We start from the raw sequence: 20251 nt of genomic DNA, 5'->3' as shown, positions 1-20251 counted from the left end.
TAGTATGAACAATCAACAATACTTGGTTTTTTAAGTCAGGATAGGTAAAATTAAAAATAGGATTTTTATTTTTAATTTATATAGATTGGGGAAAGTCCAATGATTGCAAAGACAGAAGAGGATTTTAACAGTTTAAAGGAAATTGGCAGGATTGTGGCATCAATTAGAGATGCACTCGTGCAAAGAGCCGTACCAGGAGTTACAACAAAAGAACTTGATGATATTGCCGGAGAACTATTTGAGCAGGAAGGGGCAATTTCAGCACCAAAGGGCGAATATGACTTTCCAGGATATACTTGTATTAGTATAAATGAAGAGGTAGCACATGGAATCCCTAGCGATCGAAAAATAAAAGAAGGGGATCTTGTTAATATTGATGTATCGGGTTCTAAAAACGGTTATTTCGCTGACACCGGTATTTCGATAGTTGTCGGTAAAGGCGATGAAATATTAACAAGAATCTGCAATGTGGCCAAAGAAGCATTTGAGGCTGGACTTAAAAAAGTTAAACCAGGTGCGAAAATTACTGGTATGGGTAAAGTTGTTCATCAAACGGCAAGGCAGCATGGATTAACAGTCATTATGAACCTAACTGGTCATGGGATTGGTCGAACTATTCATGAAGCTCCTGAGTATATCTATAATTATAATGAAACCTCGGACAGCGGGCTGCTCAAGGAAGGAATGGTCATTGCTTTTGAACCATTTATCTCAACACATGATGAGGAAGTGTTTCAATTAGAGGATGGATGGACGTTTGTAACGGAAAAAAGCTTCGTTGCCCAATATGAGCATACGATGATTGTTACAAAAGACGGTCCAATTATTTTAACTAAATAAAGGAAGAAACTTCATTTCAGAGAGAGCGTAGAATTACGTTCTCTTTTTTAAATTGAAAGATCTCATGTCCACAGAGAAGGCCTGTATATAGTATTTGACAGTTTTATTTATTTGCATTATAATTATCTCATATTCAAGATATTTTAATTCGAAGTAATAAAGTAAGGGAGGTGGTTAAATGAGAAGCAAATGCAAGAGCGAGCCATTTCTAGTATTGATGCAAACATCGAAAGCCATTCAGGACTGTATAAGGGATGAAATGTCCAAAAACAAACTAACTGTTACGGAATTTTCAGTTTTAGAGGTGCTTTACTATAAAGGAAAACAAACCATCCATCAAATTGGGAATAGTATCTTAATCTCAAGTGGTTCCATGACCTATGTTATCGACAAACTAGAACAAAGAGGTCTAATCAATCGTCAACCATGCCCTGAAGATCGCCGAGTCATACATGTAATATTAACACATGATGGCATTGAGTTAATGAATCAAATTATGCCTGTTCATGAAGAATTGATTAATAATATGTTTGGAACATTGAATAATGATGAGGTGCAGACCATGATTCATCTTCTGCAAAAAGTTGAAAAAAGCGTAAAAGAGTAATGAGGTTTTTCAAAGAACACGAGTTTTTTTCTTCTAAAATATCTTCAAGTAGAGATACTTGAGTTAAATATAAATATGAAAATCTAAACCTTTTGTAAATACTATCAAAAAAGGAGTGGAAATAACGTGTCTAAACAAACAATGGGTATACACCATATTACAGCCATAGTGGGTCATCCACAAGAAAATGTTGACTTTTATGCCGGTGTCCTAGGTTTGCGTTTAGTGAAACAAACGGTAAACTTCGACGATCCAGGTACGTATCATCTTTATTTCGGTAATGAAGGAGGCAAGCCAGGTACCATTATCACCTTTTTTCCATGGGCAGGAGCTCGGCAAGGGATAATTGGAGATGGTCAAGTAGGTGTTACAAGTTATGTTGTTCCTGGAGGTGCAATGGAATTCTGGGAAAAAAGACTTGCGAAATTCAAGGTTTCTTATACAAAAATGGAGCGATTCGGCGAGCAGTATTTAGAATTTGATGATCCACATGGACTTCATTTAGAGATCGTTGAAAGAGAAGAAGGGGAAGTCAATACTAGGACATTTGGCGGGGTAACACCTGAAGTAGCCATAAAAGGGTTTGGGGGAGCAACGCTCTTATCTACCCAACCTAACAAAACAGCGGAGTTACTTGAAAAAGTATTAGGTCTCAGCTTTGTTGGAAAGGAAGGCGATTTCGTCCGTTTTCGCTCTTTAGCTGATATCGGGAATATTATTGATGTTAAATTAACTCCGATTGGACTAGGGCAGATGGGTGTAGGCACAGTCCACCATATTGCATGGCGCGCAAGTGACGACCAGGATCAGTTAGATTGGAAAAAGTATGTAGAGGCTAACGGTTATGGTGTTACTCCAGTGCAAGATCGAAACTACTTTAATGCTATTTACTTTAGAGAGCATGGAAGAATCTTATTTGAAATTGCCACGGATCCTCCAGGATTTGCTCATGATGAATCGCAAGCAACGATGGGTAAAAAATTGATGTTGCCTGCACAATATGAATCACATCGTGGACAACTTGAACGTGCGTTGATTCCAATTGAAGTAAGAGAATTAGACTAATTTCTGAAAGGAGAGATATTATTGCTTTCAATCGATCCAGCAGATCAGACAGAAAGAGAAAATTATAAATTTTTAATTGGTAGTATTATTCCAAGACCGATTGCTTTCGTTACCACCATTTCGGAAAAGGGTGTCTTAAATGGTGCACCATTTAGTTATTTTAATATCGTGACCGCCAATCCTCCAATGATTTCACTTGCGATTCAACGCTCAAACGAAAGACAAAAGGATACAGCGAGAAACATTTTTGAAACGAAGGAATTTGTTGTACACGTGGTGGATGAACAAAATGTTGAAAAAGTAAATACAACTGCTGCAAGCTTTCCTCCTGAACAGAGTGAAATAGGGGCCGCAAATTTGACCCCCATTGAGAGCATTAAAATCTCTGTTCCAGGAATTAAGGAAGCAAGGGTGCGAATGGAATGTGTAGTAGAACAATCCTTAGAATTAGGAGGGACGGATTCTCCAGGCTGCGACCTTATTATTGGAAGAGTTGTTCAATTTCATATTGAAAATAGCATTTTTGAGAATGGAAGAATTGATCCAATTGGTCTAGGTGCAGTAAGCCGGTTGGCTGGAAGTAATTACGCAAAAATTGGTGAGGTTTTTTCCTTAGAAAGACCTAAATAATGTGGAAAATTGAGTTTTAAAAAACGCTTCGAATTTTGAAAGGGGAGAATCTGATGAAACATATATTTCAAAAAGGGAAAGACGCAGCAAAACCGACGTTGCTTTTACTGCATGGTACAGGGGGAAATGAACTTGACCTGTTGCCACTTGCGGGAATTATTGATGAGGATGCTTCTGTTTTAAGTGTCCGTGGAAATGTACTAGAAAATGGAATGCCCCGATTTTTCCGAAGATTAGCTGAAGGGGTTTTTGACATAGAGGACCTTGTTTACCGTACGGAAGAATTAAATTCGTTTTTAGATGAAGCTGCCCAAAAATATGACTTTGACCGCGAAAATATTTTAGCAGTTGGATACTCAAATGGTGCAAATATTGCAGCAAGTTTACTTTTCCATTATCAAAATGCCCTGAAAGGTGCAATTCTTCATCATCCAATGGTACCTAGAAAAGGAATCGAACTTCCGAATTTGTCAGGGAAATCAGTGTTTATTGCGGCTGGGACAAATGATCCTATTTGTTCACCCGAGGAATCAACTGAATTACAATCTTTACTAGAACAGGCACAGGCATCGGTGGAACTGCATTGGGAAAATAGAGGTCATCAATTAACTATGGAGGAAGTACAAGCGGCAACTCAATGGTATCAAAGGATTTATAGTAAAGGAATGATGTAATATGAAATTATTGGGGCTGCATCATGTATCGATTTTGACAGGTAAGGCTGAAAAAAATTATGAATTCTATACAAAAATATTAGGTATGAGATTAGTAAAGAAAACCGTTAACCAAGATAACACAGAGTCCTATCATCTATTCTATGCCGATGCGGAAGGAACACCAGGAACAGAGGTCACCTTTTTTGACATTCCTGGACTTGGACACACTTACCCAGGAACTTCAGATATATCCACTGTTTCGTTAAGGGTTAAAAGTACGAATTCATTAATCTTTTGGGAAGAACGTTTTAAACAGTTTGGTATAGATCATGACTCCATTCAAAAATGGGCTAATCGTGATACTTTGGCATTCCGCGACTTTGATGGAACCCGATTAATGCTTGTAGCTGATAATGGTGAAAAAGGGGTACGAGCTGGTGTGCCTTGGCACCGTGAAGATGTACCTTTAGAACATGCCATTATCGGTTTAGGACCCGTAACACTCACAGTCGGTATTGCAGAACCTACAATCGGTGTGCTGACAGAGGTGATGGGATTTCGTTATGTTAGTTCCTATCCATCGCTTGAAGGAGATTACCCTGAAATAATGGTTTATGCAACTGGAGAAGGGGGCAGCGGTGCGGAAGTTCATATTGAAACAAGAACAGACCTGCCGAGAGTACGATTAGGTCGTGGAGGCGTGCATCATGTTTCGTTTCGTGTTCCGAACGAAGAAGAGTATAATCAATGGGCGCAACATTTAAAGGAAAATCGTTTACCAAATTCAGGTAAAGTGGAACGCTATTATTTCAAAGCCTTATATTTCAGAGAGCCAAATGGTATTTTGTTTGAACTTTCAACTGATACACCAGGGTTTGCCACCGATGAGCCAATGGAATCGCTGGGGCAGAAACTAGCATTACCACCATTTCTAGAACCACGAAGAAAAGAAATCGAGGAGAAATTACGTCCGTTAGACCTACATTAATTCTAGATTTTAAGCAGTAATAAAAACTAATCGGAAGGAGTTTCGATTAGTTTTTTTGAGTATTAAGAAAAGCGCAAGCGCCCTGGTCAGCGGCGTATGGCCTGGAGGGCTCCAACTGAGATAAAGGAAACACGAAGAGCGGTAGCGATTCGATGTTGACTTATCGTAGGGCGGAGAGTAAAGGACACTAGCCGCTAGGGCGTTGGAGCTGGACAATTCTCGAAGCCAAAACTTATAATTTCTGATATATTAAAAAAAGAAGGGGGTAAAAGTCCTTGAATGAGAAAAAAGTGGTTGGAGAAAAAGCGGTGGACTATGTAAAAAATGGGATGGTCCTGGGTCTTGGGACGGGGTCTACTGTATTTTATACCATTGCTAAGCTTGGAAAATTAGTGCAAGAGGGCCTCTCAATTAAAGGGGTTCCTACTTCCAAACAAACGGAGAATTTGGCAAAAGAAGCAGGTATCACAGTTGTTACGTTCAATGAAATAGAACAGATTGATTTGGCCATCGATGGGGCTGATGAAGTAGATGATGATTTTAATCTCATAAAGGGAGGTGGCGGGGCCCTTTTAAGAGAGAAAATTATCGCAAAAGCAGCAAAAACTTTTATAGTGGTAGCCGACTCCAACAAAAGGGTGCAAAATTTAGGAGCTTTTCCATTACCAGTAGAAGTTATCCCTTTTGGGTTTGAAATGACGATGAAACATATCCAAGATCTTGGATGCATTCCACAACTACGACAAAAAAATGGCCTCCCATTTCTCACCGATAATGGTAACTATATTATTGATTGCAGCTTTCCAATTATAAAGCAGCCAGGTGAACTCGAGAAAAACCTGAATCTAATTCCGGGCGTTGTTGAAAATGGGCTCTTTGTTAGAATGGCTGACACCGTTATTACTTTAAATGATGAAAAGAGTATTAGTATCATTACACGAGTATAGTTATTAAGTAAAAAGATTGACTTAGGACGCAACAAATAGTCGATGTCACATTGGTATAACAGGAGCGAAACTGAATGAATAGAACCCCCCTAATCTTCGGAAATTATTTGATTAGGGGGTTTTTTTGAGTTGAAGATCAAAAATAAAGGTTATGAAATGGTTATTGGTTTAACTTACCTTTTTATATAAACCAACCATTTAAGTAATACTATTCAGAGGAAATTATTTATTAGCTCTTACAAGATTTAACTGTAGTTGGAGGGATACAAACATGGACAGCTTAAATTGTGATTTTTCACCAATGAAACAAAATTTAGAAGATGGTATTCAACATCTGATCCATCTGCTCCAATCTAATTTAAACGTGCTTGGTAATGAAAACCATTGTGTTTTGGGAAGTCTAGAGGATGTTAGAGAACAGCTTAATGCAATTGAATCAATGGCTGCCACCTTTTATTTAAATTGTTATTTATCATCATTTACTGATAAATATGAAGATTTATCTATTACTGTTCAGCATTTGTCGAAACAAAAACATGGTGGTCTTATTGTTGTGGAACGTAGTGATTCTCTTGACACCATTCTTCAAAATGGAATCCCTATTGGTGCATTGGTTACGCATAAGTTATTGGAATCCATCTTTTACCCTGGTAATCCACTACATGATGGGGCCGTGTTAATTCGAGGAAACAAAGTGGTATCAGCAGCAAATGTTCTTCCATTAACAAAGATGATAACAGAAAAAAAACTTGGTACACGTCACCGTGCAGCTTTAGGGGTATCAGAACAAAGCGATGCTCTGGCACTGGTTGTTTCCGAAGAAACGGCCCGAATTTCATTTGCTTTACATGGAAAACTATATCCTATTAACACTACAACACCAATTATTTTTTAAGGTTATTTAAAGAGGCATTATCATTTTATCAAAACCTAAAATTGATCAAGGTAGGAGGAGGATTTTTATGGCAATGAAATCATTTACTTTTTTGCTGATTACTTTTTGGATGGTTTTAATAGCTCCCATTTTGACTAGTGCTCAAGTCATCCATGTTGTGCAAAATGGAGATAGCTTAACCAAAATATCAAAACAATACAAATTGGACAGAAACGAACTCGCTAAACTAAATGGTTTAGCTAAGAATAGCCAACTAGTTCTTGGCCAAGCGATATTAATACCTGGTTCGACTTATATTGTTCAATCAAGTGACAGTGTATGGGAAATCGCTAATCGTCACGCAATAAGTCAAGATACCTTGATGCGACAAAATCATCTAAAAAATCGTGTCATTGTACCAGGCCAAAAATTAAGTATTCCTCGACCTCCTAAAATGAATGTATGGACTGGAACCTATTTTGTTCCAAAAGATGAAAATGCTAATGCCTGGATGCTGAATAATTACAAAAAGACTCTTTCTAGCATTTTCGTGTTTGAGTATCGGTCCGATGAACAGGGAAATATCATTGAAACTACAGACAATCAGGCACATAAGATTGCATGGAAGAAAAACCTCCCACCACTTGCTACATTAACAAATTTAAGTGAAAAAGGATTTGATCCTAATCTTACTCATCGGTTAATTGGAACGCCTTGGTTACGGCAGAAATTGATCAAAAATATTTACTCTCTTTTAGACAGTCATGATTACAAAGGAGTAGTCATTGACTTTGAACAGGTGAAGACTCAAGATCGAGGCAATCTTAACCTGTTTATTAAAGAATTAGCTGTAAAGCTTCATCCAGCCGGAATGGAAGTGATGATGGCCGTCCCTCCAAAAGAAGGAGACAGAGTACCATCCTATTCTACAGCGTATGATTACCAAACGCTTGGGAAATACCTTGATAAACTTTTCTTAATGACCTATGACTGGCATTGGCCTGGTGGTCCTTCTGGTCCGATTGCACCGATAGATAGAGTTAAGGCTACACTGGATTATGCTGTTTCAGTTGTTGATAGATCAAAGTTGATGCTTGGAATTCCTCAATACGCTTATGATTGGGTTATCGGAAGTAATAAGCGTTCAGGTTCTGCTTATTCAACCCAACATGCAATTGATTTATATACAGGATATCAAAGTCCAGTTCATTATAATGAGAATGCAGCGGCACCTTGGTTCCGTTATGTGGACAATAAAGGAAATTTACATGAAGTGTGGTTTGAAGATCCACGAAGCTTGCTTGTTAAGCTTCGCGTTATTCGACAATATCGATTAGCCGGAATGGGCTGCTGGCACCTAGGTCTAACTATGCCTCAAACAGAAGAAATGATACTAGATGAATTCAATGTGCAATAATGCAACATATTTTACGAAATAAACATTTGAAAAGAGCTAAATTCTTATCCATTTAATTTGTACAGGGGGGATCGTAGTGCCCAAAATGACTGTATTAGGTCACGGAACTTTTGATGTGGAACAGGGGAAAAAATTAGTATTGGCATTGGAAGACAACGGGATAAATATTTTGCACAGATGTGGAGGGAAGGCAAAATGTACAACCTGCAGAGTAGAAATTATGCAAGGTGAATTTTGCGATTTAACAAATCCTGAAAAAATTGCGTTCGCTGAGAAGGGAATTGTGGATGATTATTTGCGTCTATCCTGTCAAGTACGAATGGATGGGGACTTAACAGTTCGACCAATTATGACAGTAGAAAGTTCTGGAAAAAATGCAGGTCCAAGACCAAATGAATAAAGCAGCTTTCTATAACCCGATAGAAAATAGAATCGATAAAATCGATAGTTGACATTATACCTTAATGGGTATATTATAAACCTTGTTCCATTTTTCTTTTTGAAAATAGAACATAATGGTTAGGAGGTAAAACCATGGAGTATAATGATCAAATTAAAAATAGAGTTAAACGGATTGAAGGACAATTAAGAGGAATTTTAAGAATGATGGAAGAAAATAAAGAGTGTAAAGATGTGATTACCCAGCTGTCTGCAGCCAGAACTGCTATTGATCGTACGATCGGGGTTGTTGTTAGTTCAAATTTAGTTGAGTGTGTTCAAAAAGCGAATGAACAAGGTGAAAAAAGCATGGAAGAATTAGTAAATAATGCAGTTAATTTGCTAGTAAAAAGTCGTTAAAAAGTTTCACCTTCCATATATTTACTATTATTTTTAAACCGCACGGATAAAGAAAGGTTATTTTTTTGATCTTTCTTATACCCTTACTGGTATATGTATTTAAATTCAAACAGATGCACAAGAGGGAAACGTAAGTCTATTTATTAATAGAGATTTTAAGTGGGAAAAACGGATGCAAATAAGGAGGAACTAGGCTTGGAATATGTGAATTATATTATCATTGTACTTTTTCTGTTTTTAATCATCCAGCGTATATTGCCAACTAAGGGTGTTAGAAATATATCAACTGCTGAATTAAAAGTTGAATTAAAAGATAAAAACAAACAATATGTTGATGTTCGAACACCTGGTGAGTTTAAGGGGAATCACATCAGTGGATTCAAGAATATTCCTCTCCATCAACTTGTCCAAAGAGCAGAGCAAGAACTTTCAAAGGAAAAAGAGGTTATTGTCATTTGTCAAAGTGGAATGAGAAGCCAAAAGGCAAGCAAATTGTTAAAAAAATTGGGATTTACAAAAATCACGAATGTTAAAGGCGGCATGAGTGCTTGGTATTAATCAAAATATTAAGGAGGACAATCTAATGAAACAAATTACTGCAAAAGAAGTCGAATCTTTATTAAATAAAGGAAAGAAATTAAATATTATTGATGTCCGTGAAGTTAATGAAGTAAAAACAGGCAAAATACCTGGTGCTATGAATATGCCCTTAGGATTAGTAGAGTTTCGCATGCATGAATTAGATAAATCGAAAGAGTATATCATTGTTTGCCATTCAGGGGGCAGAAGTGGTCGTGCATCTCAATTTCTTGAAAGCTATGGATTTAACGTGACCAATTTGGTTGGTGGAATGCTTTCTTGGGAAGGCAAAGTGGAATAAATTTTTCAACATTCATTATAATCATATAGGTATATTATTGGTATCATTTTGTGAAATATCAATGAAAAAACGTTTACTGAATTGTTTAAAAAACAGACGAAGAAATTTGTCTGTTTTTTAGTTTTATTATATATCTACAATTTAGTTATGTAATTTCCGTTTACCTCTCCCTTTTCAGTCATATATAATTAAAGATTTTTTAAGTTTTATCGGTTAAAAGATGGGTATGATAAGAGTAGGAATATGTTGAAAGAAGGGCTCACCTTCTTTTTTATTTGAACAAAATCATTTGGTAAAAGGAAAGACAGGGAGCATATATGAGTACTATAACCATACAACAATTAGTAGATAAATTAAAATTAGAAATCCTAGCGGGTGAACAAGGACTGGGTCGAATCATTGATAATGACGATATTAATAGACCAGGTTTAGAATTAACGGGTTATTTTGAGTATTTCCCAAAAGAGAGAATTCAATTATTAGGAAAACAAGAAATTACCTATTTGCACTCCTTATCTAAAAAAGAACGTGATGAGAGAGTTGGAAAAATCATCAAAGAACATCCCCCATGTATCATCATTACGCGTAACCAAGAAGGTCTTTCTTATTTGATTAAACATTGCAATGAGGAAGGGGTTGCCCTTCTGAGAGCTAAAGAAAAAACAACAAGAGTTATCGGCACATTGAATAATTATTTAGGAAAAGAATTGGCAAAAAGCATTGGAATCCATGCGGTTTGTATGAATGTTTTTGGGGTGGGTTTATTAATCAGAGGAGAGAGTGGGATAGGAAAAAGCGAATCTGCTCTATCTTTAATTGAGAAAGGACACCGCCTTATATCGGATGATTTAGTCATCCTAAAAAGAATCGATCCTGAAACCATTATCGGTACACATAATCAGACAAATCGTGATTTTTTATCGTTACGAGGAATTGGGATGATTAATGTACCACGGCTTTACGGTTCCGGCGCCTTTCAAGATGAAACAATGATCGATTTAGATATTGTTTTATCCGCTTGGGATGAGAAAAAATACTATGATATAGTCGATGCTTCAACAGCTGTTGTCAATTATTTAGATATTTCCATCCCACATATTGAAATACCAGTTCGCCCAGGAAGAGACATTGCGAGTTTAATCGAAGTGGCAGCTAAAAATTGGCGGCTTGAACAGCAAGGGTACATTGCAATAAATGAATTTAAAGAACGTATTCAAAATCTATAATCGGCTCCAATTTGCAGTTAGCGGCTCCAATTTGCGGATAAGCAACTCCAACTTGCAGATAAGGATTTCTAACCAAAAGTTTTTAGAAATATGCCAGTAATCCTGCTATATGAAAAGAATTTACTTAAAAAACCGTACTGTATCATTCACAAGTATGGTTTTTTACTTTCTAAAGGAAAACCTGCATCATTACAGTTCTTTTGATGAAACCGGTAAAAACAACTTAATTCCTCGTTTATTAAACGGTAAAATTTTAAGATCCGCAATCAGATGACTGATGTATCCCGCAAGGCAGGTATAAAAAACACCATCAATTCCGAGGGATAATTGGAATTTTGAAGCGATTATTCCGAAGAAAATAACTCCCAAGATCGAATGTGTATAACTGCGGTGCGAAACGAAAGACGCGATTAAAATATAAACCCCAAGTAGCATCAACCAGATTTCAACTAATGAGATTCCTCCCATTAGAACACCAATTCCTGTGATTGTTAACATATGCTTTTGTTTGATTAAAGACGATATAATCATCATTCCCAATCCAATACCAGTACCAATCCATTTCTCTTTAACAGTTCCCTCATAAAGACTATAAAAGATAACTAGAATGCCGATTAACAGGGCGACTGCCTGAATTACCTTATGGGATAGGGTGATTTTTTCACGCAGCTTCCCATCAATATCCAGATCAGGGATTAAGCCAGAAACGCTTCCTAATCCAACAAAAAGGAGTGTAGTAGAAGGGGAGGTATGATAAGTATTGGCGACGATAAATCCTGTTGCTGCTCCTATTGCTGCATGTGCTGTACCATTCAATTTTAAATCCACCTCAAAATAAATAGCTATGGCATTAAAACTAAAACCACGCTTCATTATTTTACACCAAAACATTTGTTCTGTTTATAGGTAATTAATATTGTTTTTTTATCTAATAAAACTTTTAGGGGTATATCAAAAAGGGATCACAAAGAAATAATACTTTGTGATCCCGAGCCACCGCTAATTTTAGCTCACTATAACTGAACGTATCAGGTGGAATGCTCGCTTAAAACAAGTTAACCGCATCGATGAGAGTTGAAACTTTTATCGATGCGGTTTTTTTGTAAAAAGATAATTGGAATTTGAATTCAAGGGAATAGTAAATATGTTTGGAAATCCTTAAAACAGCCATACACAAAGAGGGGAGAAGGTATATGAATTGCCCGCACTGTGTTTATTTTAATCCGGATGGGGTGAAGTTCTGCTTAAACTGCGGCGAAGATTTTATTAAGCGTGAAAACCCTCAAGAAGAAAATAGCCTATTTTACGAGTTTGCTCATTATGTTGATATGGTGCCGAAGTATCAACGTTCGGTTGAACCAAGATTTAAAAATATATTCTCCCGGGTGTTCCGAAATCATAGTGAACTGGAAGCCGAGCGCCTTTTCATTGTGGGAACTGCGATTACAACACCCAAGATTGCTGAAGTGAAGGAAACATGGCCAAAACCTTGGCTGTTTGCGAGAGTATTCCTGATTGCACTTATTGCATTTTTAGGATTGTATTTGGGTGTTGGCTTGTTTAAAAACATGAATTTTATACCTGGCCTTATCATTGTCGGGGCTTTTGCCGTTCCATTCACCACATTGATTTTCTTCTGGGAAATGAACGCTCCGCAAAATATTGCATTTTATCGAATCATTTATGTAGTGCTTATTGGCGGCATCCTCTCGATGTTAGTGGCACTGGTGTTTTTTAATATCCTCAAACATAATATCAATCCAATCACGATAGGGATTGCTGAGGAACTGGCCAAAGTGGTAACCGTTATCTATTTCGTGAGAAATCTTAAATATAGGTTCGTTCTAAACGGACTTCTGTTGGGAGCAGCTGTTGGGGCAGGATTCGCGGCTTTTGAAACAGCCGGTTATGCTTTACGGGCACTTCTATCCGGAGATTCCCATAATCTTTATAACACTATACTGTGGAGAGGCATTTTAGCTCCGGGTGGACATGTTGCTTGGGCTGCTTTAACAGGGGCCGCATTCTGTTTGGTACAAGGGGACAAAAACTTTGAATTAAACATGTTGATCAAGCCGAAATTTGTCCGGATTTTTATTCTTGTCGTATTGATGCATGCCCTCTGGGACACACCCATACCAGCTATGTTTCCTTTCGGACAAATCATTTTGATGGTAGCATCATGGATAGTCGTTTTCCGGCTGATCCGTATCGGCCTTAGGGAAATTGCCAATAAGAAGTTGCAATTAAGTTATTTTCCATCTGAGGGGACACCATAGTAATTATCTGCCGATATTAAATGAAAAGAAAAGCCAGGGACCATTATGACAACTATAACCGTCCAACAATTAACAGATAAATTAAAGTTAGAAATCCTAACAGGTGAAAAAGGACTTGATCGAACCATTGACAATGACAGCTAACTAAAGAACGCCTACATCCATAAGTGCTTATACCATAGCCCAAAAAACGACCCTGAGCTTATAATCCTGCTCGGAGTCGTTTTTTGTTTGTTTTTATTTGATGGAGGCTTCATAAATGTCCTGAATGGATTTAGACAGCACAGCATTGAATTTTTCGTCTGTTTGGTCGGCAGTTAGTCCCTGTGATAGGGCTCGTGAGAAGCTTGCGATCAATCCATGATTACGTGCTAGCTTTTCATTGGCTTCTTTTTGCGTGTAGCCGCCTGACAACGCCACAACCCGAACAACATGCGGATCCTCGATTAAATCACTATAGAAATTGTCTTCTGTAGGCAGGGAGAGTTTAAGCATGATTTTTACATCTTTATCAAGGGTAGATAATTGATTTATGATCTCTTCTTTTAATAGATTTTCCGATTCAGCCTTATCCACGCTGTGAATATCCACTTCCGGTTCGATAATCGGAACCAGCCCCGCCTCTACGATTTGGTTCGCAATCTCAAACTGTTGCTTAACAACTTTATTGATGCCAACCGGGTTGGCGTCCTTAATAACCGAACGCATTTTCGTCCCGAAGATATTTCGCTCATTCGCGCGTTTCAACAAATCACTCAAACCTTGAATTGGCTTCATAAGCTGAACTCCATCCTCAAGGGCGGCGAGACCTTGATCAACTTTCAGAAAAGGCACTATGCCTTTCTTCTCCCAAAGAAAATCAGCTGTATAGTGATCGTCAATAAGACGTTCCATCGTGTTCTCAAACAAGATTGCACCCAAAATATATTGAGAATCGAATGCCGGACTCTTGATAATTCGTGTCCTCATCTCGTGAACCAAGGTATACATCTCTTCTTCATTCGTATAGCTGTTTTCATTAACGCCATACGCCAACAGTGCCTTGGGAGTACTTCCACCACTTTGGTCCAAAGCTGCAATAAATCCTTTTCCTGTTCGAATTTGTTCTAATTGATTACTATTCATAATGGTTCTCCTTTACCTGAATTAAATTTTATCTTTGCTTAATTATACCATTTTTACTTAAGGCATACATGCTTGGTGCATCGATGAAGCAGACTCGATTTATTATTGCAGTGCATCCTAAGTTTTATACATCGATAGGAAAAGCACAGTAAAGAACGCTTATATTAGCGTTCTTTACTGTTGTAATCCCAATATTTTAGAGTGTTGGTATTGCCGGTAGGTTCACTTTTTACAACATTTCCATCCTTGTCTTTGTAGACCTCATATTCCTCATAGGTTTCCACGATATAACCATCAACTCGTTCCGTTCTCTCCAGTTTCTCTTTTAATTCTGGGACATCGGTTGATGGTTCAACAGCAACAGGTTGGACCATGACTGATTGATCGGCTGTATAGGCATAGTTTTTATTCAAAAATGAGTACGGTGAGTCAAGATAGGCGGAAAAACCTATTAACACCAACAAGATAGAAACACTTGTAAAAGTTTTTAGTGTCATTTTCCAGGGCTCCTTCTCTTAATTGAATCCTCGTAACCCATTTTATGCATGTCCTATCAACATATGCCTATTCGCTTGTTAATTTTGCCGAGCTAACCTGCGGGCGGAATATCAGGAATAAAACAAATGCCACTATGGTAATGATCACACCCGAGATATAAGGAAGGCCCATTGCTAGTGAAAACAACCATCCGCCAAGCGGCGGTCCAATAATTCGCCCTAAGGAATCAAAGGATGATAATAAGCCTGTCGAACTTCCATGTCCGGTTGTGGACGTTTTGGTCAGCAGGGAAGACACACTTGGTCGAATTACTCCGTTTCCAAGTCCAAATATCGTTAAAAAGATCGCTGCTGTTGTAAAACTATGAACTAGCAAGATTAACCCAAATCCAATCGCAGATACAATCATTCCACACTGAATGACTGCACGTTCTCCGTGTTTTTTGGTTAATCTACCGACTAACCCACCTTGGACGATTGCACTCCCAAAGCCCATGATCATGAAGATGTATCCAAGCTGGATCGAATCCAACCCTGCTTTTTTAGCAGCAAAATAGGCAAACGTCGCCTCTAAGCCGGACAGGGATAAAGAAATTAAAAATTGTACAAAAAATAAAATGGAAGCTGCACCGGTTAGGGCATGCCAGAAAGACTGTTTTTTTCTTGAAGTTTTCGTATCTATTTGTTTGGATTCCTTTAAAAGCAAAAAGACAAGGAACAATGTAATAAAGGAAGATCCACTTGCTAAATAAAAGGGCATATTCAAGCTTATTTTTGAAAAAATACCGCCAATGGCTGGACCAAAAACAAAACCTAATCCTGTAGCTGCCCCAACAATTCCCATCCCTTTACCGCGATTTTCTTCTGTCGTAATATCGGCGACATAAGCCATCGCAGTTGGCATATTAGCAGCTGATAAAATACCCCCGATAATTCTTGCAGCAAATAGCATCCACAGCTCGGTGGAAATGGCCTGAATAAAAAAGGAGAGAGCAAGACCTGCTATTCCTATCATCATCACTGGTTTTCGCCCGATGCGGTCGGAAATCTGTCCCCATATTGGCGCAAAAATCAGCTGCATGAGTGAATAAACAGCCATTAACAAGCCGAGTTCAGTTGGATTTGCGCCTATTTCCTCAGCGTAAAAAGGTAAAACCGGTATGATGATTCCAAAACCAACCATAACCAAAAACATAACCACGAATAAAATCGGTAAAGCCGTCTTTTTGTGCAACGGATTCTCACTCCCCAGATGTTTCAGAAAATCAAATTAAGACTGTTTCATTCCTATTATAGGATAAAGGATGTAACCGATCTAAAACAAGCTTTTAAAATCAATTATTTCCATCCATGGTATTAGTATGCAAACTCCCATATGGTTATCTAACCGCAAACCAAAATAAAATCAAAGTTTAAGTCCATACCTTATAAAATGACAAATGGAAAAATCATCATATTAATAGGGAAATAGTCGTAATTTTTATATATGAATTTTTTAAAAATTGATATGATGGGATGAATAGAAAATGGGATAAACAAATTGATCCAAATAATAAGTACGTCGGGGCATTTATTCTAGGGGATAGGAATGTAGAAGTACCACCCAATGCTGTTTTCCAAAGAAATTGATAAAAATTCAAGCTAGCAGTAAATACCTTAGTGATAATTATCTGCTAGCAATTTTATAGCAATGAATATGTAAAGAGATAGCGAGATGCTGTTTAGATGTACAAACCTAAAGACCTATATTGATCAGAACGGTGATCCGAACAGGCTTTGGGTAACATAGAATTGTCATACGTAATAGGACCTAATAATACTCCAAATCATTAAGTTCGAGGAAAAAATCATTCTAACCGTTACAAAAGATGCAGCAAACCTATACAGAAGAAAAACATACCCCGGCAATTGTTTTTACTACAATTCTTTAGCAATTTCTTTTCTATTAGGAGCAAGTGGAGGTTGTTCTAACCATTTATTTTGTACCATAAGATTATACCATTTCTTTGTTACCATAAGATTTTTGAGAATAGTACCCTCATAAGCGGTAACAAGGTCTGTTCGCATGGATGATGCTAGACCTCCTCCATGATAGTTTTGTGCAGCTTGAAACAAGAATCCGATATGATACAACATTAACTTGTCGGAAAAAGGAGACTCCGTTGAAGTTGTAACTTCTGTTTCCCAAGATTTTGGAACTGGTAAGTTATCATTTTGCATTATTTTCGATAATGTTTTTATTTGACCATCAGCCGTATTCTGGGTATCCGTTAAGAACTTCCTTACTTCTTTTGTCTGAGCGACTTGACTGAAAGCGATAGAAAGGGTTTTTGCCATGATGCTTTTTTTAAGGTTGAAAGAAATACTAATGATCTCTGTCGCTGCTAATTTTCTACCCTTTCCGAAAAATCCATCTGTGAAATCCCGGCTGGAAATAAATTTCGGTTCTTTGGTTGGATAAAACATAGGGTCTCTTTGAAAACTTCCTTTTTCAAGCAATAAATCAATTGTTTGATGATACATCCTTTTCCCATCATTATCACACGAGTCATAAAAATACCGTAAGTCCTCTCTGACAGAAACGCCCAATGAAGTTGAGTGTCCCAGCAAACCATGTAATGTCATGATATGTAAATAATTCAAGCAAAATATATCTGTAAATAATCTCTGTTTACCTTTATAATGATCAGATTCATTAAATCCAATTGGAACTGGAAACCCCTCATTTTTCATAAAAGTAACGATTTGTTGTTTTTGTTTTCCGAATGTCTCGATAGCATCTTCAAAAATGGCTTTAATTTTCTCATCCTCAATAATAGTGACCATATATCTATTAATTGTATCAACGGCTGTTCCATTTACATATTCTCCCCATAGTGTCCCTATTTCAGAAGATGTGAGTTTTAATTTTTCCTTTTCCATGCTGTCACCTCTTGGATATTATTTACCAACCAAGCAAGAGATATGAGTTTTTTATTGGAATTTAAAAGAACCCATTACCAAAAAAGGAAAGGGGTTCATTTTTATTTCACCGCTTTTCTCGTACTTTCCGACGCAAAATCGGCAATGATAACGAGTATCATATAACATAAAAGGAGCAGTGTGATTTGTGTGTAATCGAAAAAGCTCATTGCAAGCTTAAAGTCCATACCTAGACCACCAGCACCAACAAAGCCAACGACAATTGTAGTTCTCATGATCACTTCCCAGCGGTAGAGAATGTAGGTGAGAAATCTCGGCAAGACAGTTGGCAGGATCCCATAGAAAAAGATCTCAATTTTAGATGCACCAGCTGTTGCTAGATTTCGAATTGGGCGAGCGTCCATGTCTTCAATCACTTCTGCCCAAAGCTTTCCGAGAATCCCAAAATTGTGAAGGGCAAGTGCAATCGCTCCTGGTAAAAGACCTGGTTTGAAAATAAAGATGATCATCATCGCCCAGACAAGCTCTGGAACAGCTCTTGAAAAAATATAACTGATGCGGACAATCCCGTAAGAAAGCCAACTGTACCATTTCTTAGAACCCGTTAAATTTCCATTGGCGATATTTCGTGCGGCAGGAACTACCGTTAAAAAGGCTGCGATGGTCGCAAAGCCAATGGCCATAATACTCATTTCAAGCGTTTCTAGTGTAAGCTTTAAGGCTGCAGTCCAACTTTTTCCATCAAGGAAGGCAGGATGTTCACTTGTTAAACCAATGAGCCCGCCAAAAAATCTCTTAGCTGCCTCCAAATTTTTATCGGAAATCAGTTCAAAAAATTGAGCATTCTCACCTAAATTGATGTACATCCAGGAACCAAGAATTAGCAGCATGGTGAAAAAAACAGACTTCCAACCAGAGCTAAATCCATGGTGTCTTTTTCGTTCGGTTAAGGCCCTGCGCACAAAATTACTCCATAAGTCCACGAAAATAACAAGGCCAATCAGGAAAAAGACAAAAGCCCAAACCCGATCATATTTTAAATCTTGCAAAGAAAGTTGAATTTCGTATCCCAATCCTCCAAGCCCAATGAAGCTCATAATGGCTGAAGAACGAATGGCACATTCGAACCGATACATGGTATAGCTAATCATGTCTGCCCAAATCAGGGGGAGATATCCATAAATCAGGGTTTGCAGTTTTGTTGCCCCAACGGATTTTAAGGCCTTAACGGGTTCTTCCGATACATCATTTAACATATCTGCATAAATCCGCCCAAGAATCCCGCCGTAAGGAATGGCCAGTGCAAAAATAGCAGCATATGGTGAAAGGCCAACAGCAGCTACAAAAAGCCAGGCCCAAATTAGTTCGTGTATGGAACGAGTAAACCCTAATATTCCTCTAAAAAATACCTTAGAAACAAATCGGGATGTTTTATTAGAAGTAAGCACCCCAGATGCTAGAGTCCCAACAATAAAAGCATAAATGATCGCGAGCGACATCCCGGCAACTGCGTAGGCAAGTGTAATCCATGAGGATTCCAATCCTAATAATAAGACCTCAGGAGATAAATCAGGATGAAATAGACCCTCCACTATTTGTATAAGAGTTGGAATCCCCCCCGAATGAACTAATTCGGCATTCCATTGGATTGAAAAGAGGCTCCAGACGAAAACAGCAATTAATAGTAGTGTTAGAATGAATCGATTATGCAGCCGAAAAAGAGAAGATAAATTCATATCTTTTCACCGCTCTTTAGCTGGTATAGTTCAGCTAACAGATCATCCGTTACTTGTTCAGTTGGCAAATCAAAGAAAATCTCACCATTTTTCATTGAAATAATTCTTGTAAAATATTTTCTGGCATATTCAACGGAGTGCAAGCTTGTTAGTAATGTCTGGTTTTCCTCTTTTACGATATTTGTTAGCATCGCGAGAATATCATCTGCTCTTGCAGGATCGAGCGATGCAACAGGTTCGTCGGCTAGTATCACTTCTGGATTTTGTACCATCAGTCTTGCCATGGCAACACGCTGCTGCTCGCCGCCGGATAGAGTAGAAGTGATTTCAAATTCCTTTCCCTGAAGGCCAACCCGTTCTAATGCCTTTATGGCCAGTTCTTTTTCCTGAGGGACCAGTAGTGAAAAAAGTGATTTCCATGTACCCCATTCAGAAAGTTTCCCGGCTAAAACATTGTGAATGACAGCAAGCGGGCCAATCAAATCAAATTGCTGGCGAATAACACCTATTTTTTTTGCGAAAATATTCTCTTTTTTGTAGGCAGAAAGGGGCGTTCCATCAATTAAAAGCTCTCCTCCTGTGAGTGGGACCAGCCCTGCAATAGAATTAAGCAGCGTCGTTTTCCCGGCGCCGCTTGGTCCAATTAAAGCCACTAATTCACCTTGTTTAATGGTAAAAGAAAGGGAAGATAAGGCTATCTTCCGCTCAAAGTGTTTTGTTAAATTGTTTGCTTCAATCATCATTTTTGAAGACATTTCTATAAC

At 37.9% G+C, this 20251-nt stretch carries 22 protein-coding genes; 15 read left to right on the top strand and 7 right to left on the bottom strand.

Annotated features, from left to right (window positions below; genetic code table 11):
- The first annotated feature begins 99 nt into the window (after window positions 1–99).
- From map to hprK, 14 genes are all read left to right on the top strand, one after another.
- Window positions 100–840: a type I methionyl aminopeptidase gene (map, locus tag AC3ANL_RS13630; RefSeq protein ID WP_488324979.1), complete on the top strand. Its 741-nt coding sequence runs from the start codon at window positions 100–102 to the stop codon at window positions 838–840.
- Window positions 841–1018: 178 nt separating this feature from the next.
- Entirely contained in the window at window positions 1019–1447 is a 429-nt protein-coding gene (locus AC3ANL_RS13625; protein ID WP_488324978.1) for a MarR family winged helix-turn-helix transcriptional regulator, read from the top strand.
- 126 nt (window positions 1448–1573) lie between these two features.
- Window positions 1574–2512 (top strand): ring-cleaving dioxygenase, encoded by a 939-nt coding sequence (locus AC3ANL_RS13620; RefSeq protein ID WP_488324977.1) that lies wholly within the window; start codon window positions 1574–1576, stop codon window positions 2510–2512.
- A 21-nt stretch (window positions 2513–2533) separates the two neighbouring features.
- Window positions 2534–3142 (top strand): flavin reductase family protein, encoded by a 609-nt coding sequence (locus AC3ANL_RS13615; protein ID WP_488324976.1) that lies wholly within the window; start codon window positions 2534–2536, stop codon window positions 3140–3142.
- 53 nt (window positions 3143–3195) lie between these two features.
- Window positions 3196–3816: an alpha/beta hydrolase gene (locus AC3ANL_RS13610; RefSeq protein ID WP_488324975.1), complete on the top strand. Its 621-nt coding sequence runs from the start codon at window positions 3196–3198 to the stop codon at window positions 3814–3816.
- 1 nt (window position 3817) lies between these two features.
- Window positions 3818–4786, top strand: coding sequence for a ring-cleaving dioxygenase (locus AC3ANL_RS13605; protein WP_488324974.1), 969 nt, complete (start codon window positions 3818–3820; stop codon window positions 4784–4786).
- A 275-nt stretch (window positions 4787–5061) separates the two neighbouring features.
- Window positions 5062–5733: a ribose-5-phosphate isomerase RpiA gene (gene rpiA / locus AC3ANL_RS13600; protein ID WP_488324973.1), complete on the top strand. Its 672-nt coding sequence runs from the start codon at window positions 5062–5064 to the stop codon at window positions 5731–5733.
- A gap of 271 nt (window positions 5734–6004) precedes the next feature.
- Window positions 6005–6628 (top strand): sporulation-specific diadenylate cyclase CdaS, encoded by a 624-nt coding sequence (gene cdaS / locus AC3ANL_RS13595; protein WP_488324972.1) that lies wholly within the window; start codon window positions 6005–6007, stop codon window positions 6626–6628.
- 67 nt (window positions 6629–6695) lie between these two features.
- Window positions 6696–8024, top strand: coding sequence for a glycosyl hydrolase family 18 protein (locus AC3ANL_RS13590; protein WP_488324971.1), 1329 nt, complete (start codon window positions 6696–6698; stop codon window positions 8022–8024).
- A gap of 76 nt (window positions 8025–8100) precedes the next feature.
- A complete protein-coding gene (locus tag AC3ANL_RS13585) occupies window positions 8101–8424 on the top strand; it encodes a 2Fe-2S iron-sulfur cluster-binding protein (protein WP_488324970.1) in 324 nt (107 codons plus the stop codon).
- 134 nt (window positions 8425–8558) lie between these two features.
- Window positions 8559–8822: a metal-sensitive transcriptional regulator gene (locus AC3ANL_RS13580; protein ID WP_488324969.1), complete on the top strand. Its 264-nt coding sequence runs from the start codon at window positions 8559–8561 to the stop codon at window positions 8820–8822.
- 195 nt (window positions 8823–9017) lie between these two features.
- A complete protein-coding gene (locus AC3ANL_RS13575) occupies window positions 9018–9380 on the top strand; it encodes a rhodanese-like domain-containing protein (protein ID WP_488324968.1) in 363 nt (120 codons plus the stop codon).
- 25 nt (window positions 9381–9405) lie between these two features.
- Window positions 9406–9702 carry a rhodanese-like domain-containing protein gene (locus tag AC3ANL_RS13570; RefSeq protein ID WP_488324967.1) on the top strand — a complete coding sequence of 99 codons (297 nt, stop codon included), beginning with the start codon at window positions 9406–9408 and terminating at the stop codon, window positions 9700–9702.
- A gap of 317 nt (window positions 9703–10019) precedes the next feature.
- Window positions 10020–10928, top strand: a complete 909-nt coding sequence (gene hprK / locus AC3ANL_RS13565) for an HPr(Ser) kinase/phosphatase (RefSeq protein WP_488324966.1) — start codon at window positions 10020–10022, stop codon at window positions 10926–10928.
- A gap of 189 nt (window positions 10929–11117) precedes the next feature.
- On the opposite strand, the gene AC3ANL_RS13560 is transcribed toward hprK, so the two are convergent.
- A complete protein-coding gene (locus AC3ANL_RS13560; protein ID WP_488324965.1) occupies window positions 11118–11744 on the bottom strand; it encodes a metal-dependent hydrolase in 627 nt (208 codons plus the stop codon).
- Window positions 11745–12121: 377 nt separating this feature from the next.
- On the opposite strand from AC3ANL_RS13560, the gene AC3ANL_RS13555 reads away from it, so the two are divergent.
- The gene (locus AC3ANL_RS13555; protein WP_488324964.1) at window positions 12122–13207 is read left to right on the top strand and encodes a PrsW family intramembrane metalloprotease; all 1086 of its coding nucleotides are present in this window, start codon (window positions 12122–12124) and stop codon (window positions 13205–13207) included.
- 237 nt (window positions 13208–13444) lie between these two features.
- On the opposite strand, the gene AC3ANL_RS13550 is transcribed toward AC3ANL_RS13555, so the two are convergent.
- From AC3ANL_RS13550 to AC3ANL_RS13525, 6 genes are all read right to left on the bottom strand, one after another.
- Window positions 13445–14332, bottom strand: a complete 888-nt coding sequence (locus tag AC3ANL_RS13550; RefSeq protein WP_488324963.1) for a fructose bisphosphate aldolase — start codon at window positions 14330–14332, stop codon at window positions 13445–13447.
- Between the two features lie 164 nt (window positions 14333–14496).
- Window positions 14497–14829, bottom strand: a complete 333-nt coding sequence (locus AC3ANL_RS13545) for a hypothetical protein (protein ID WP_488324962.1) — start codon at window positions 14827–14829, stop codon at window positions 14497–14499.
- A 67-nt stretch (window positions 14830–14896) separates the two neighbouring features.
- On the bottom strand, window positions 14897–16063 hold the full coding sequence (locus tag AC3ANL_RS13540; protein WP_488324961.1) for an MFS transporter: 1167 nt from the start codon (window positions 16061–16063) through the stop codon (window positions 14897–14899).
- Window positions 16064–16746: 683 nt separating this feature from the next.
- On the bottom strand, window positions 16747–17751 hold the full coding sequence (locus AC3ANL_RS13535) for a DUF3231 family protein (protein WP_488324960.1): 1005 nt from the start codon (window positions 17749–17751) through the stop codon (window positions 16747–16749).
- Window positions 17752–17852: 101 nt separating this feature from the next.
- Window positions 17853–19487, bottom strand: a complete 1635-nt coding sequence (locus AC3ANL_RS13530; protein WP_488324959.1) for a PhnE/PtxC family ABC transporter permease — start codon at window positions 19485–19487, stop codon at window positions 17853–17855.
- Window positions 19484–20242 carry a phosphonate ABC transporter ATP-binding protein gene (locus AC3ANL_RS13525; RefSeq protein WP_488324958.1) on the bottom strand — a complete coding sequence of 253 codons (759 nt, stop codon included), beginning with the start codon at window positions 20240–20242 and terminating at the stop codon, window positions 19484–19486. Before AC3ANL_RS13525 ends, AC3ANL_RS13530 begins: the two co-directional genes overlap by 4 nt.
- Window positions 20243–20251: the final 9 nt, after the last annotated feature.

This window comes from Neobacillus sp. DHD-1R (genome assembly GCF_057747995.1).
Note: the sequence above shows the minus strand (reverse complement) of the source record. Positions and strands in the feature narration are given on the sequence as shown.

Excerpts from the sequence above, each read along its gene's own strand:
- AC3ANL_RS13590 (WP_488324971.1), top strand. The coding sequence starts at position 6,696 with ATGGCAATGAAATCATTTACTTTTTTGCTGATTACTTTTTGGATGGTT.
- AC3ANL_RS13555 (WP_488324964.1), top strand. The coding sequence starts at position 12,122 with ATGAATTGCCCGCACTGTGTTTATTTTAATCCGGATGGGGTGAAGTTC.
- AC3ANL_RS13525 (WP_488324958.1), bottom strand. The coding sequence starts at position 20,242 with ATGTCTTCAAAAATGATGATTGAAGCAAACAATTTAACAAAACACTTT.
- AC3ANL_RS13610 (WP_488324975.1), top strand. The coding sequence starts at position 3,196 with ATGAAACATATATTTCAAAAAGGGAAAGACGCAGCAAAACCGACGTTG.
- AC3ANL_RS13605 (WP_488324974.1), top strand. The coding sequence starts at position 3,818 with ATGAAATTATTGGGGCTGCATCATGTATCGATTTTGACAGGTAAGGCT.
- map (WP_488324979.1), top strand. The coding sequence starts at position 100 with ATGATTGCAAAGACAGAAGAGGATTTTAACAGTTTAAAGGAAATTGGC.
- AC3ANL_RS13545 (WP_488324962.1), bottom strand. The coding sequence starts at position 14,829 with ATGACACTAAAAACTTTTACAAGTGTTTCTATCTTGTTGGTGTTAATA.
- AC3ANL_RS13535 (WP_488324960.1), bottom strand. The coding sequence starts at position 17,751 with ATGGAAAAGGAAAAATTAAAACTCACATCTTCTGAAATAGGGACACTA.
- cdaS (WP_488324972.1), top strand. The coding sequence starts at position 6,005 with ATGGACAGCTTAAATTGTGATTTTTCACCAATGAAACAAAATTTAGAA.
- AC3ANL_RS13625 (WP_488324978.1), top strand. The coding sequence starts at position 1,019 with ATGAGAAGCAAATGCAAGAGCGAGCCATTTCTAGTATTGATGCAAACA.
- AC3ANL_RS13580 (WP_488324969.1), top strand. The coding sequence starts at position 8,559 with ATGGAGTATAATGATCAAATTAAAAATAGAGTTAAACGGATTGAAGGA.
- AC3ANL_RS13550 (WP_488324963.1), bottom strand. The coding sequence starts at position 14,332 with ATGAATAGTAATCAATTAGAACAAATTCGAACAGGAAAAGGATTTATT.
- AC3ANL_RS13570 (WP_488324967.1), top strand. The coding sequence starts at position 9,406 with ATGAAACAAATTACTGCAAAAGAAGTCGAATCTTTATTAAATAAAGGA.
- hprK (WP_488324966.1), top strand. The coding sequence starts at position 10,020 with ATGAGTACTATAACCATACAACAATTAGTAGATAAATTAAAATTAGAA.
- AC3ANL_RS13530 (WP_488324959.1), bottom strand. The coding sequence starts at position 19,487 with ATGAATTTATCTTCTCTTTTTCGGCTGCATAATCGATTCATTCTAACA.